The organism is Dyadobacter sp. HNCC25DJ185 (assembly GCF_056895195.1).
The window spans coordinates 266,095-280,239 of record NZ_JBXHAR010000001.1 but is presented as its reverse complement, the minus strand read 5'-3'; the positions used below and the strand labels follow the sequence as shown (position 1 = coordinate 280,239).

The window sequence follows — 14,145 nt, the reverse complement described above, 5'->3', positions numbered from 1 at the left end:
TTCTGAAATGAGAATTTGTTGAATCTAAACCGCGCAAACACCCTTAAAATAGCCGACCGACTCGGCGATCCCGACGAGCGGGTCTTCCATATCTTTTTCGTATTCCAGGCTGCACATGCCATTGTACTTCACCTGCCTGAGCATTTTTACAAACGCCGGAATATCGATGATCCCCCTCCCCAGCTCAATTCCTTTTCCTTCCTTATCCGGCGCCGTTACATTCTTAAGATGTATGTCAAAAACCCGGTGTGCGTATTTTTTAAGATCTGCTACCGGATCGCTACCGAAACGGGCGTCGTGGCCGATATCCAGGCAAAGCCCCATCCTGGGATCTCGGTCTTTGATGAGGTTATAAACAGAAAGCGCATTGGTGTAGCGGCTTTCGTCGGGCCCGTGGTTGTGAATGGCATAGCGTACATTGTACTTTTCTACCATTTTCTCAATGTCCGGGATATCTTTCAGCGCAGGAATCCCGACGATCAGCCTGGCACCCACTTTCCGGGCGTAGCTGAATGTCCCGTCCAGGTCTGTGTCGTCATCACCGATCGGCCCCACCGCGTACCCTGTCACCCCAGCCCGTTCCAGTTTCCGGAAAAAAACCGCTATCTGTTCATCGCTACTGTTCAAAGGAAGGTGGAAATCCTTGATACATAGATATTTCACATCCACCTTGTTCATCATGGCGAGGGTCTGGTCAATTGAGAACTTATGGAAGGTATAACCAGCCATGCCGAGTTTGAATAAGTCTCCGGAAGTCCGTCCGGTGGGCAAAACTGCTGACGGCATGGCAGCTAATCCTGTAATCCCGGCTGCCTTCTGAATAAAGTCCCTTCTCGTAGTCATTTTAAAATAGTTTGAATCTTCTTTTGCATGGGTTTGGTTTAACCAACCGGGATACCTGCTATCTTTTCTTCTCCCATCGATTGTGCTTGGGGCCCATTTCCCCAAACGGTATGGGCTGGAGACCAATGGTTTTTAAAAATGCCGGATCACAAAATGTTTCAATTGATTTTCCCGCAGATGCAACAGAGGTGTTGTTATTCGAAATTTGTTCCTGGCCGTTCCGGAGTGTTTGCGGGCAGTCTACCAGCAGGTTATCGACTATGCTGTTCACATTGGGGTTCAGGCGGATATTTTTCAGCAATGGATATTTTTCCTGGTAAATCGCCGAATTGATATCTACCTGCTCATAAAGCCTTTCGCGGATGGATGGCGATTCAAGCGCAGCATACCATCTTTTGTTCTCCCAGGTAGAAAAGCTCGCGGCATACGGGCAATTGAAAAAGAGGTTGTTACGGATCATGTTGTCCTTCCCGCCATGAATCTGAACCGCGCCAAAATGCCTTGCCCCGCAACGTTCAAAGACATTTCCATAAATCAGAAATCCGGAGATCATATCGTCGAGACGAACTCCCGCCGCGCCGTGGAGCGTCCCGCCTGCGATATCCGCCCAATGGTTGTACCTGACGACGTTACCCTGATAGGACGGATTATAGAATACATCCAGGCCGCCCTGGTCATCCGATTCATTTACGACCCGGCTGATCTCGTTGTACTCAATTACCATATCATTGCCTTCCAGCCTGAAAGCGGACGAAGAAGAGTTACTGAACCGGTTGTGACTGATCCGATGCCCGCATCCTTCCATCAAAACTGCAGGCTGATAAGTCCTTTTAAAAAGAGAAAAGTCCTGCACGACGGTATTTTCGATGAAATGACCGGAGGAGATCAGCTTTTTGCGGTCGCCGCCTTCCATTTTGATACCCCCGCAGCCAAAAGTGGTCAGCATGCACCCGGAGATACCGGTTGCAGATCCTCCTTTCACATGGATACCATCCTGCCCGAACCGCTCGATCCGGCAATCAGAGATCAGGCAATGCTGTCCGCCTTTCACGCTGATCGCACTCCCGCGGCCCTCCTCAAATGCCAGACCTTTTATCGAAAAATTGGTACAGTCCTCAGCACGGATCATAAAGGGTTCTGCAAATACCGAGAGGCTGACCTCCGCTTTGGAAGGATTGACGCCAGCCGGCGGATACCAGTAAAGAAGGCCGGCCGTTCTGTCGAGGAACCATTCTCCCGGGGAATCGATTTCACAGAACAGGTTGAGCCCAAAATAGTGCAGACTGTCTTTGTAACCATAACCATGATAGGGAGGGCTGATCTGAATGGTCTTTTTGACCGTATCCACCCGGGCCACTTTCTGGAATTCCTCGCTCCAGTCCCAATACCAGTACCCACCAAGCCGCGCGTCACTTTCGAGGGCCCAGCGGCTTTGGCGGTTGTCCAGGTATTCGAAATTCCCTTCTTTAAAACCACGTTTGGCAATATATGTCTCCGGTAGAGGTGTCTGCCCCGTCGCCCTCCCGGCGGTGGCCAGCCCGGTGTTTGGCCAGCGGGCCAGCGTTTGGAGTTGCTGATTGCAAAACAGCTCCGGTCTGCGCCCCAGCTCCGTGGGGTCTCCAAAATCGAAAATCCCGGCGGCCTTCAGATCTGTCACATACACCTTCCCTATTGCGGCACCGGCTAGCCGTGCAAGCGCTTGCTTGTCTTTGACTTTCTTCCAGTGGTTCAACCGGCGGCCACCGGAAAATACAGGCTGCTCGCCTGCTGCGGCCTGATAGGTTACAGAGCTGCGTTCCGTTCCGGAATCTTCGCCGCTAAATACGACCGGCTTTTTTTCCAACGGGTAAAGTCCGCCACGGACGTACACCACCACACTTTGATCGGGATTGCCATTACGGAGCAGGCGTACCCGGTTTCGGGCACCCTCGAGGCTTTTCAATGGCGCCTGCTTCGTTCCCTCATGGAGGTCATTGCCCCCGGGAGAGACATATAATTCTATTGTGGCCGCATGGGTACCATACTGACCTGCCGGATTTCCTTTACCGAAAGAACGCAGGCATAGGCAGGTAACACAGAACAGAAGACAGAAACGTTGGACCATAATAATTCTGGACAATGGTTAGAGTTCCGGTGTACGGTAAAGCACTTTCCCTTTTACAATGATCTCCGCGTCCACCAGGTATTTTTTCAGGTTTGCAGTGTCGACCGTCAGGCCAAGGCCGGGCGCTTCAGGCAGCACGATCTCGCCATGTTCGTTTGGCAGCAGTTTATTACTGGTGATGTCCAATGCAAGCTGCTTTGGCTCTACGGGATACTCGCAGATCATGTCATTTTCGAGCCCCGCGAAAGGTTGGATGGATGCGCTCAAAGCCAGGTGGGAGGTAAAAGTATGGTTTACGTAAGTCACGCCCATGCTCTGTGCCAGGCCGGCAACCCGTCTGGCTGTCGTGATACCGCCGATCCTCCCCGTGTCGATCTGAATAAAATCCAGACCGGCGTACTCGATCATGGCTGCGGCCTGCACATAGTTATTGCAGCCTTCGCCAGCCGCCAGGGATGCCTTGGGGCCTGCTTTCGACAATGCCTTGTAGGGGCCCAGGGCCATATTCGCAAAAGGTTCTTCCAGCCAGTAGGTGTTCACCGCTTTTAATGCCGCCAGTCGTTGAGTCGCCTCGGAAACGTTTTCTCCCCACACTGTTCCGATATCGATCATCAGGTAGATATCCTCTCCAAGTCCTTCCCTGGCCGCCCGGAAATGTGCTTCATCCAAAGCAGGCCCGGATCTTCCGATGGGGCCCCATCCAAATTTAACGGCCTTATAGCCAAGCAGGTTCGATTGCCTGGCCTTTTCAAAAGTCCCTTCGGGTGTATCTCCGAAAAGCTGGGAAGCATAGGGAATTTTGGGATAGGATTTCGGATAGCCAATGAGCTTGTAAACGGGCTCTTCCAGGGATTTACCCAGCAAGTCCCACAATGCAATGTCGATACCGGAAAGGATATGGTCAGACTGCAGGAGGTCGAAACTATTTTCATGAACCCTTTTTGTGATTTCATAAATGTCGTCGGGCGTGTTTAACGGCATACCTTCGACGGCCCAGCTGACCGGCTTGCACCCGCTATGCGACATGGGTGCCACATATCCGGCGATGCTTGGCAAGGGAGAGGCCTCGCATTCGCCCCAGCCTTCCAGCCCGCCGGCCCTTACCCTTACCAGTAATGCATCCTGGCTCCCGTCACCGATATCGAGTACTTCCGGCATACTCAGATAGAAAAAATCAACCGATCCTATGTGCATCTTACTTTGCTGTAAAAATTTTAATTACTTGATTACTAATTCATAAAAAAATCAGAAGGTCACACTCAGCCCGCCGTCCACATGGATCACCTGACCTGTGATATACCGTGCATCGTTGCCAGCCAGGAACCAGGCCACCCCGGCAATCTCTTCCGGTTCTGCCGCCCGTTTCAAAGGCAGGTGATGCCCTTTGATGTAATTGTCCCTGAACCAGGCGGTTTCCAGCTCGCTTTGCCCATCGGGCTGTATAGACATCGCCGTATTGACAAACCCTGGCGCAATCGCATTTACCAAAATTCCACGGGGGGCCAGTTCCAACGCGAGCGTCCGACAGTACTGGTTGATTGCCGCCTTCGCCATGGCATAGCTGCCCGAACCATATTCTGCCCGCTCGCCATGGACCGACGTAATATGGATGATCCTGCCACCATTGGACATGAATGGAAAAACCAATCTTGATGTCAGTAGCGCCCCTCTGGACATTCCGTGAAAGATCAGCTCCCATTCATTGAGCGATGTATCCACAAACGGGGTATATCGTGAAAAGCCGGCGCAGTTCACAAGTGCATCAACCCTCCCCCATTCCTTCCCAATATGTTCCCTGAGCAACTCCATGTTCAACTCATCGGCGAAGCTGCCCTGAAAAACAAGGTGCTCCTCGCCCGAAAGTGATGCCAATGTAGAGCCCAGGTCCTGGATGTCGTTTAAACAAACCGCGTAACCTTCCGCCGCGAAACGTCGCGCAACAGCCCGGCCAATACCCGATGCGGCCCCGGTTACCAATATCTTAAGTTTGTCAGTGCCCATTGCTTTTTATCTTTTTATCTACTGAATCCCCGCATACATCACTACAGTGGTCTGTATCTCCTGTCCGGGTTCCAGGATCGTGCACTGCCCCAGCGAAGCCGCATCGCAAACCGATAACGGCATGGTGGTGCAAGGCTCTAAAATAGCAGTATAATGTCCCAGAAAACCGCCGTAGCTGGCAAAAAGCCAGACATATGGAAATACCTTGAGATCAAAGTAATATTGAAAACGGTATAAACCATTGGCACTTTTCCAGCTGACCTCACCCTGCCCCAGGTCGTAGAGATAGAAAAAATCGATCGTCCCGTTCTTCGCCGGAATCCTGGACGCATCTGCTCCCTCGATGCCCGGCCATTTGAAAGGCTCCGTACTGGTAAACCTGGAATAGTCCGGATCAACAACCTTTCCCATAACCGCGCTGCAATGAATCCGGTCCCCTTTTGAGACTTTCAGGGCAGCGTGAAGCTTCCATAAGAACTTCCTGGGTTCTTCCGCGTCGTTACGAATGACATAGTCGGTCCTGATCAGCGGGGCACTGTCGTCCAGCCGGATCGTTTTTTTGTAAAAAAGCCTGCTCTCTGGCAATGTGGCAGACAGACTGATACCCGCTTCGTCCTGTGAAACGTCGAGCGGGGTAGTCCATAACTCGCCGTGATCGGGGTAGTCGATGCCGTCGATGGATTCGGGAATATCATTTGGAATAAGCTCGTCGATACCACCGTAAAATACAGGATCATATTCAGTCCCGGCCGGATATGCTTCCAAAGACAGCCCGTTGTTCTTCCATAAGAATTCGTAACCCAAAATCTTGTTGAACACGCTGGTCAGTTTTCCGCCTCCCCGCGGGAAAATATCCACGCTCAGCCACTGGTTTTCGAGGCGTATCAGGGTCTGTCCGTTAACGGTGATTTTATGGTCCGACGACATGCTGATTGATTTCATCACCATAGCAAAATGTAAATACTGATATAACAAATGGCCATTACGCACAGCCAGAACGGAACGCCGCGGTACCAGGAAACCACTTCTTCCAAGGGGACAGTTACGGCGTCGCTTGCAGTTGCCTGCTCCCGTTTCTCTTTCCCAAAACGCGCAATATGTAACAGTGAAAGGAGGAGCAAAATGATCCATAACACCCCGGCAACATTGAATATGTTCCAGCTAACCTGCAGCGATCTCAGCGCATAAGGCACCAAAAACATGGGAAATGTTGACAATAGCAGGTAGTAAGCCAGATTGGCGGTCATGCGTTTGCTCAGCACCCCCAGCAGGAAGGTAAGCGAGACAGGCACCGCTACAAACGCCCAGCATTGCTGAAAAAAGTCGAATATGTGCTTGAAGCTGCCGACCACAGGCGCAAAAAGCGCACCGATCGCCAGCACGGCCCCGGCAAAATACCTGCCTGTTTTGATCAGTTCTCCCTCGGTCAACTGCGCTTTGTTGCTCCTGAGGTTTTTATAAATATCAAAAGAGAAAATAGCGGATACGCCATTAACGCCGGATAGTACCGCTGTGACGACGGCAAAAATGAGCACGCCAAAAACGATACCTGCGCCCCCTGCCGGCATGAGCGCACGCGTTACAAATACAAAGGCCATATCCGCGCGAGGCAGGGAAGGGTTCAGCCGGAAGGCGATCAGGCCCGGGAACACATCGGCCAGCGGAACGATCATCAGCAAAAATCCGGCAAACACAATGCCCATTTTCCCGTGCCACTGACTTTTAGCACCGAGTACGCTCTGATTGATATTCTGGCTGGTTGCATAATACCAGACATTGGTAGAGCACATGAGTACCAGCAAAGCCGTCCAGGGGATCTCGGGATCATCCAGCGGACGGATCAGGTGGGCACGTTCGCTGGTACCGATGATGGCCGGCAACCCGCCTTCAATCCGGCCCACACCCAGCAGAAAAAGCGCAATACCGCTGCCCAAAAGCATCACGGCCTGTAAAACGCTCACCCATGCCAGCGATGCCATGCCACCGTAAACCGAGAAAAAACCGACGATCGCCGCAATGAAAGCAATGCAGATAAAAAGATCCAGGCCTAGTATCTGGCTCATCGCAAAAGCGCCGGAGTACAGCACCCCCGCTAGATTGATAAAAACATAAATCAGCACCGAAAGGATTGCATAGAGCAGGCTTACCCGCTTATCGAAACGCTTTTCCAGGAACTCCGGCGTCGTAAGGATCCTTTTTTTGAGGTAAAACGGAACAAAAAGCACGACCATCAGCAACACCGCCGGGAAGATACCCCATTCCCAGTTGGCCGTCACCAAACCCCGGCTATACACCGCGCCGACGGTGCCGATAAACTGCTCACTGCTGATGCCGGCTGCGACCAGCGAAAACCCGATCACATACCAGGGCAGCTGGTCCTGACGAAGATAAAAATCCGCAGCCGCCTCGCTTTTCCGACGGCCCGCGATCATGCCTACGCCTACAAATACCGCCAGGTAGAGGACGAAAGTCAGGAGATCGTAAGAGCTTAAAGCAGGTATCATGGGTGTCGTGTCAGGGTCTTCCAAAAAGTTCGTCTTCACCAGCGTTACCGAGGTCAGCCAGGCGGAAATAGGTTGCCTTCCCACCTGGATCGGCGAATTCGGTCAGCAGCAGATCCAGCTCATGCGGCCCGCTTCCCATGCCCCAGCCTTCCCGCCAGCCTTTTATTTTCAGCGAAATGCCGCCCGGCCGGATCGAACTATCCGCTACCGGACCGCTGATCGCGAGCGGGTCCAGAACGATTCGGCCGAGATCGAAGGCGTTCAGCTTATTATGGGGATCAACTTCTTTATTCATGCTGTCGACTCCGGGGTTGCGCTCCGGATTAAGGCAAAAAAGGACGGGCCCACGCATCACGGCCACCCGGCCGGCTTGCCGCTTCCGGCCTTTTACCAGCCTGGCTTCCATAGGCATATTCAAGGTCACCTCGTCCCCTTTGGACCATTTCCGATTCATTTTAATAAAAGATCCGGGTTCCGTTTTTTCACTCCAGGGTACCCCATTGACGCTGATCGTGGCCCCTTTGCACCAGGCGGGAATACGGAGACTCAGCGGGAAAACCGATGGTTTTGTTGGCGCAACGCGTATGGTCACCCGACCGTCAGCCGGATAGTCCGTCCGCTGTTCGATCTGAACGATGCCCGCTTTCGGCAAATTCAGCCGGGCCGTCGAAGGCGTATACAGATTGATCCCGATTCCCTCTCCTCCTTCGGAACTTTGGTAATAGATCATGGAGGGAAGCTCGGATATAATGCGGCGATAATTATTGGGACAGCAATAGCCCTCTTCATGAAAATAGCGCCGCGGCCCTACCATAGGCGTATAATAGCGGATCTGCTCTCCCTGAGGCGATTGCGCCGCAAAAAGCGTATTGTAAATGGTCCGCTCCATCAGATCACCATATTTAGGTTCTCCCGACAGCCGGAAAAGATTCTCGTAGACCCTGATCTGATAGGCCGAAGCACAGGTTTCGCCCAAAGCATTCTCGCCATCCTGGTCATCGGTCCAGGCTTCCCACTGCCCGGCCGCTCCTGAAATGACAGTACCATCCCCGGAAGTCAGAAAATCAACTGCTTTGTTGGTCTGTTTGAGTAGCCCGGGTTCTGGCGATAAACGGTACAGTTCAAGTTGCGCGAGGCACATCCCCAAAAAGCCATAGACATGTCCGTTCAGCCCAAGCCTGCGGCCAACTTCGATTTCCAGGTCCCAATCCTTTAGCTTTTTTTGTTCCATACAAAAATCAAGGTATTTCTTCTTGCCCGTCAGGCGGTAAAGGGTGAGTAGGGCACGGTCCAGACCGGTGACTGCCTCAAACAGGTTTACACCGATGTTTTTGTCCCAGTGATAAGGCATGGCAGACCAGTTCGTGATGATATAATCCGCAGCCCTGGTAGCTGCGCCCAGCGATTTTTTCCTGTTAAAAAGCTGATAATCTGTCAGTAACCCAAAGGTAATGTAACTCATCTCATGCACATCCCACAAGGTCCACATGCGCTCGGCTTTGGTGAACATGCCCACGTAGCCGTCGGGCTCCTGGGCAGCAATGAGATGGTCTACCAACTGGTTTTTAATCTTAATCGTACCGGCATCCTGCGAATGCGCCGCCAGCTTAGCCACCGCGTCGATCAGCATTCCGGTGCCGACAAAACCCTCCACCCTCTTTTTGTTCACGAACGGTTCGATAAAGTATGGATCGAGCCGGAGGCTTGCCAAGTTCGCATGCTCGGTGATATCAATCCGGCGGCCTATTTCCCCGCCTACCTTCACATCGGCAGCATGAGCCGGGACAAAAACATCCACGACACTGGCGGGAACGACAACCTTCACCCTGCCACTCTGGCCCATCAGGGAAGCCCCCTGAACGGTCAGCATGCCGGTTAGAAAAAAGTATTTTGCAATGTGTGCTCGGAACATAGTAACCTGCTTTAACTAGATAATGGATGGATGGATCGTGGCCAGCTTCACAAAACCCTCGGCCGCTTTTACTCCCATGCTTAATCCCCGGAAATCTTCCATGATCCCATGGTCCTGCTGGTAAAACTGGTCTGAAACAAACCCCTGGCTTTTGTGGCAAAAAACAGCCTTTCGTTTCAGCGCCTGCGTATCGGTAATATTCACATAGTCTGTGGGATGAAAATTCTGCGTTTGCCTTCCCGTACAAACCTCATAGAAATACAAGGGAAAATCACGCTTCATTTCCAGATAGGCGCGCTGCGTCATGATGCTGGCCGCCATATGGTCTTGATGAGAATCCACCGGCCAATGCGTGAAAAGCAGATCCGGTTTTTCATCTTCGATCAATTTCCGGATTTTGCCGTACCATTCATTGGTGACGACAGATGCCCCATCCACCTGTCCGGCAAAGACAGGTTTTGCCCCCAGGATTTTGCAGGCCCGGGTTGCTTCGGCAGTACGTATTTTCGCCGCTTCGGAATGGCTTTTTCCGGGAATTCCCGCATCCCCGTTTGTCAGATAAATGATCGTTACCTGGTGTCCGGCCTTCGAAAATCTGGCCAGCGTACCGCCGCAGCCCGTTTCCGGATCATCGGGGTGGCCGCCTGTGCAGACGATCCTGAGCGGCGCAGCCGGTTTGGTAATGGGATCAAAATAGGCGGAGAGGGGCAGAAGGCTCATTCCGATTGAAGAATTACGGACAAAGTTGCGCCGGGATATCGTTGTTATGGACATTGCGATTGCTACCTGTTTGAGCTATGACGATGGGCTGCGTGCTTCGGTTTTTTCAATGCATACTGAATACCTCCGAGCAAATGTTTCAGATATACCGGATTCGTATACAGGTCCTCCCGGTGACCGAATGCGGTATAGAAAGACCTGCCGCCGTCAAATTCGTGGTACCACGACATCGGATGAAAATCACCCATACTGCCTCCCTCATAGGCTTTTTCGTCAATGGTCAGCAGCACTTTGATGTCAGGGCTTACATTTCCGAAATTATAGAGCTCGTCTTTGATCCACCAGTGATCTGGAAAACCCTTCATGGAGATATGGTCCCTGCTCACAACCGTTGTCTGAACCGTATCCTGATCGGGGTGGCCAGCAAACCAGGCGCCTGAAAGCGCTGTATACCAAGGCCATTTGTGATCTGTATCGGTTGCCGCGTGAATACCGACATAACCCGCCCCTGCCTTGATGAACCGCTCAAATGCTGCCTGCTGATCGGTGTCCAGCACTCCTCCTGTCGTATTCAGAAAAAGCACGGCCCCATATTTTCTCAAATTTTCGTCGGTAAAAACCGAAGCCTTTTCAGTGGTATCCACTATAAAACCGTGCAACCGGCCCAGTTTCATAATCGCATCTTTGCCGAAAGGGATCGATGAATGGCGGAACCCAGTGGTCCTGGAAAAGACGAGCAGCCTTTTTTCTGCGCTGCCTTCCTGGGCAAACACTTGCACCGACATGCAAGCACATATCACCAGGATACAAAGGTTTCTCCACGATTTTTCGGGGATCAGGAGGTCGGTTGCAGGTTTATAGCGGATCATTCTCAAGAGTTTAGGAAATGTGAATAGCAAATGCGGTTAATTTTTTGAAAGCGAATTGATCCAGGCCGCGATCTTAAGGGCGTCGGCCCTGGGTACCTGCGGCATGGGCGGCATTTCGGTCGCGAATTCGGGCCAGTTTTTGGGCTTCGGATTGTAGATCAGGTCTACGATCTGCTCACTGGTGTAATTCTTCTGCGCCACTGCGGCATAAGCCGGCCCAACCTGACGCTTGTCTGCGCTATGGCAGGCCAGACAGGTATATTTGCTCAAAAGCGGTTTGACCTGCTCAAAAGTGAGCGCTTTCCCCGGAGCGCCAGCTTTCATGTCGGCGGGCTTCACCGGAGTTTCCGGGATCGTATTTTTTTCAATGCTCCATTCCGAAACACTTAATTTTTCGCCGTCAGGAATGCTATTGAGCGTGTAGTAAGCCAATGGATGTACCAGCGCATAGGCACCCTCCGCACTTTTGACGCCCGGCAGGCGGATCTCGTGGATATAATAGGGGCGCAGGTTTTCCACAACAATACGCGCTTTCAGTCCGTCAGGGGACAATTTCACACCCTTGACCTTGTTGACCTGCTGGTTCACCGGTGGACTTCCGTACACGGGGTGGTATTTGTAAATAAAACTCGAAACGGAATAAGACGCCAGGTTTGCGGCTGTCTTACTGTCGGCTGGTTTGGTAAATTCGATCTCAAACCCATCCGGCATAGCCCGCACCGCCTTCATTTCGAAAGGGTCCTGGCCGCTCCACGCCAGCCGTTCCAGTCCCTGCAGCGCATTGCCGGAAGCACCCCAGCCACGGCTTGTTTCTCCCACGAATAAAGAACCGTCGCCCGCCCAGGCCATACGCAATACACCGGAGTTGAAGCCCGACCGGAAATCGAACGCCGCGCCCTGGTATTCTCCTTTGACCTTTTCCATAAATACCCGCATGATCTTGCTCTGCCCCTGGTCCCCGATCAGGATCTGGCCGCCAAAAGCCCCGAATGCGTTATCAGGAATTTTGACCAGCTCTGAATTGGACACGCCGAATATGCCGTGGGGAAGCCAGACAGCCGGGGTCTGCAATGCAGGAAACTTGCTTTTCAGCGTGTACAGTGGTACTATCTTGTCGTTCAGATTGTTTTCGGGCTTGATCCACTCTCCGTTTCCTCCGCGTTTCCTGCGGGGATCAATGATGGCATACACATCGTCTTTCGAAATTTTCACAGGCGAATTGGGCTGCCCCGACCATTGTAATCCGGCCGGATGTCCGGTCCAGGCACCTTTCTTCAAATGCCATATTCCGCCCGACCCGATCCAGTCACCCTGGTTGTCGGCGTAAAAGACCTCGCCGTCGATGATCCCCAATCCACACGGCGACCGCATTCCGGTTGCCCAGGGCTCCATCTTGTTTTTGCCTGTGATGTGCATCACCCATCCCCGCCAGGGCACCCGGCTCGCTCCGCTCCACCATTCGTCGTCAAAAAAAGCGACGTTAGCGGAAACAAAAAAAGTACCGTCAGCGGCTATTTTGGGGCCATAACTGTATTCATGGTAGTTGCCGGTAAGGGGCCAGGCGTAAATGGTCTCGAAGGTATCTGCCTTGCCGTCCGTACCGGTATCGCTCAGCTTGGACATGTCCGAGTGACCATCCTTGTTGGTATCGGTAATTTTGGTCAGTTCGCCGCGTTGGGCTGCATATAATGAGCCGTCTTTGTAGGCAAGGCCAAGTACTTCGTGCAGGCCGCTGGCAAACTTCCGGAAGTAAGGGTATCGTCCTGCCGGGTTCTCGATCACATAAATATCGCCGCGACGCGTCGCCACAGCCAGATCCCCATTGGGAATAGACGCCAGGCCTCCCACTTCCAGTATGGTACCCTCCGGCGCCACAACGGGAAATATTTTAAAATAATCCGTTTCTTTTGGCGATTCCTGGGCTGCCAGCCGATCAAAAGATAAAACCAGCGTCGCTGAGCATGCCAGTGTAACCAATGTGCTTCTCACCAGATCATACTTGATCATATTCATTTGTGATGGATGGGGTATAGGTTAAATTTTGAGAAATAACTTTTTACGGAACAGATAATAGATGAACGCCCACTGCACGGCGATGAACGCCACGACCAGCCCTGGTTTTGACACCGCTTCGGGAAAGAAATCAAGGATGCCTCCGAAAATGGCCTGGGCCGTGTAATTGAAGTCAATGAATTTCTTGGCCATATAGATCACGATCGAATTGGTACCGATCACCATGAAAAAGAAGGTCCACCTGTAGTATTTCCTGACGTCGATGACCCAGTAAAAAAGTCCCAGGAGCAGTAGGCTGAGCCCCGATGTGAGCAGGGTAAAAGAGCTTGTCCACAGGTTTTTGTTGATTGGAAAAACAGTATCCCAGATCATGGCGATGCAGATACTGGCAATTCCGGCGATCATCAGCCAGGCTACTTTTTCACGGGCATTGATGGTCTCCGCTTCCGACTTCAATAATCTCCCTGCCAGGATGCCGATCAGTCCGGTAGCTATAGCCGGAAGTGTTGAAAGCAATCCCTCCGGATCATGATTTACCGGCTGGTTTTTGGTGGAGAGCAGGATGCTGTCGAGGTAGCTCGCCGGGTTGCAATCTCTGGTCAGGAGCCCTGCACCACAACCGGGAACCGCGACCAGCGCAATGATCAGCCAGTAACCGACCAGGATTGCGGGCACCCAGAGATAAAGCCAGCGACGGCCTGCGTACAGGTAAATGATCTGCGCAAACATACCGGCCAACCCGATCCGCCCAAGTACGCTCGGGTAACGCATGTGGTCCCATGCTGTGTGAAAAAGACCATTGTTATAAACAATTCCCAAAATGACCAGGATCAGCCCGCGCTGTACTGCTTTTCGCAGCAGGTGGCTTTTTGAGACTCCTTTTACGATCCGGCTGTCAAAAGAGAAAGGAGTTGAAACGCCTGCCAGGAAAACAAATAGGGGGAAGATCAGGTCATAAAAGTGGAAGCCATTCCAGGCCGGATGGTCCAGCTGATCCGCAATCAAGACTACCCATCCCCATTGCGTTTGTGCTGCCACGGTCCTGACCAGGTTCGCCCCGCCGGTGATCCAAAACATATCGAAACCCCGCAATGTATCCAGCGATAGCAGGCGTTCCGGCTTTTCTACGCTTCCTGAATACCTGTCGGCATTCGTTACCGGATCAACTATTTGCGCCAT

11 protein-coding genes are annotated in these 14,145 nt (G+C 52.3%); all 11 read right to left on the bottom strand.

Annotated elements, in window-relative coordinates; all coding sequences use genetic code 11:
• Nucleotides 1-24: 24 nt before the first annotated feature.
• Genes AC1XUF_RS01135 through AC1XUF_RS01085 form a run of 11 tightly spaced genes read right to left on the bottom strand, consistent with a single transcriptional unit; the run spans nt 25 to nt 14,145 of the window.
• Nucleotides 25-843 (bottom strand): sugar phosphate isomerase/epimerase family protein, encoded by an 819-nt coding sequence (locus tag AC1XUF_RS01135; RefSeq protein WP_483339740.1) that lies wholly within the window; start codon nt 841-843, stop codon nt 25-27.
• A gap of 58 nt (nt 844-901) precedes the next feature.
• Nucleotides 902-2,962, bottom strand: coding sequence for a right-handed parallel beta-helix repeat-containing protein (locus AC1XUF_RS01130; RefSeq protein WP_483339739.1), 2,061 nt, complete (start codon nt 2,960-2,962; stop codon nt 902-904).
• A gap of 3 nt (nt 2,963-2,965) precedes the next feature.
• Nucleotides 2,966-4,141 carry a mandelate racemase/muconate lactonizing enzyme family protein gene (locus AC1XUF_RS01125; RefSeq protein WP_483339738.1) on the bottom strand — a complete coding sequence of 392 codons (1,176 nt, stop codon included), beginning with the start codon at nt 4,139-4,141 and terminating at the stop codon, nt 2,966-2,968.
• A gap of 51 nt (nt 4,142-4,192) precedes the next feature.
• Nucleotides 4,193-4,948: an SDR family NAD(P)-dependent oxidoreductase gene (locus AC1XUF_RS01120; protein ID WP_483339737.1), complete on the bottom strand. Its 756-nt coding sequence runs from the start codon at nt 4,946-4,948 to the stop codon at nt 4,193-4,195.
• Between the two features lie 18 nt (nt 4,949-4,966).
• Nucleotides 4,967-5,890, bottom strand: coding sequence for a hypothetical protein (locus AC1XUF_RS01115; protein WP_483339736.1), 924 nt, complete (start codon nt 5,888-5,890; stop codon nt 4,967-4,969).
• Nucleotides 5,890-7,491 carry a sodium:solute symporter family transporter gene (locus AC1XUF_RS01110; RefSeq protein WP_483339735.1) on the bottom strand — a complete coding sequence of 534 codons (1,602 nt, stop codon included), beginning with the start codon at nt 7,489-7,491 and terminating at the stop codon, nt 5,890-5,892. The genes AC1XUF_RS01115 and AC1XUF_RS01110 overlap by 1 nt, the downstream gene beginning before the upstream one ends.
• Nucleotides 7,463-9,364, bottom strand: coding sequence for a beta-L-arabinofuranosidase domain-containing protein (locus AC1XUF_RS01105; RefSeq protein ID WP_483339734.1), 1,902 nt, complete (start codon nt 9,362-9,364; stop codon nt 7,463-7,465). Before AC1XUF_RS01105 ends, AC1XUF_RS01110 begins: the two co-directional genes overlap by 29 nt.
• A 15-nt stretch (nt 9,365-9,379) precedes the next feature.
• Complete coding sequence (locus AC1XUF_RS01100; RefSeq protein ID WP_483339733.1) at nt 9,380-10,138, bottom strand: PIG-L deacetylase family protein; 759 nt, start codon at nt 10,136-10,138, stop codon at nt 9,380-9,382.
• An 8-nt stretch (nt 10,139-10,146) separates the two neighbouring features.
• Nucleotides 10,147-10,953, bottom strand: a complete 807-nt coding sequence (locus tag AC1XUF_RS01095) for a ThuA domain-containing protein (protein WP_483339731.1) — start codon at nt 10,951-10,953, stop codon at nt 10,147-10,149.
• Nucleotides 10,954-10,989: 36 nt separating this feature from the next.
• Nucleotides 10,990-12,966, bottom strand: coding sequence for a c-type cytochrome (locus AC1XUF_RS01090; RefSeq protein WP_483339730.1), 1,977 nt, complete (start codon nt 12,964-12,966; stop codon nt 10,990-10,992).
• Between the two features lie 21 nt (nt 12,967-12,987).
• Entirely contained in the window at nt 12,988-14,145 is a 1,158-nt protein-coding gene (locus tag AC1XUF_RS01085) for an acyltransferase family protein (protein ID WP_483339728.1), read from the bottom strand.

What these genes read in the sequence shown, in the direction of transcription:
- AC1XUF_RS01135 (WP_483339740.1), bottom strand. Translation starts at nt 843, where the DNA reads ATGACTACGAGAAGGGACTTTATTCAGAAGGCAGCCGGGATTACAGGA.
- AC1XUF_RS01095 (WP_483339731.1), bottom strand. Translation starts at nt 10,953, where the DNA reads ATGATCCGCTATAAACCTGCAACCGACCTCCTGATCCCCGAAAAATCG.
- AC1XUF_RS01090 (WP_483339730.1), bottom strand. Translation starts at nt 12,966, where the DNA reads ATGAATATGATCAAGTATGATCTGGTGAGAAGCACATTGGTTACACTG.
- AC1XUF_RS01100 (WP_483339733.1), bottom strand. Translation starts at nt 10,138, where the DNA reads ATGTCCATAACAACGATATCCCGGCGCAACTTTGTCCGTAATTCTTCA.
- AC1XUF_RS01105 (WP_483339734.1), bottom strand. Translation starts at nt 9,364, where the DNA reads ATGTTCCGAGCACACATTGCAAAATACTTTTTTCTAACCGGCATGCTG.
- AC1XUF_RS01125 (WP_483339738.1), bottom strand. Translation starts at nt 4,141, where the DNA reads ATGCACATAGGATCGGTTGATTTTTTCTATCTGAGTATGCCGGAAGTA.
- AC1XUF_RS01120 (WP_483339737.1), bottom strand. Translation starts at nt 4,948, where the DNA reads ATGGGCACTGACAAACTTAAGATATTGGTAACCGGGGCCGCATCGGGT.
- AC1XUF_RS01085 (WP_483339728.1), bottom strand. Translation starts at nt 14,145, where the DNA reads ATGGCGCAAATAGTTGATCCGGTAACGAATGCCGACAGGTATTCAGGA.
- AC1XUF_RS01115 (WP_483339736.1), bottom strand. Translation starts at nt 5,890, where the DNA reads ATGAAATCAATCAGCATGTCGTCGGACCATAAAATCACCGTTAACGGA.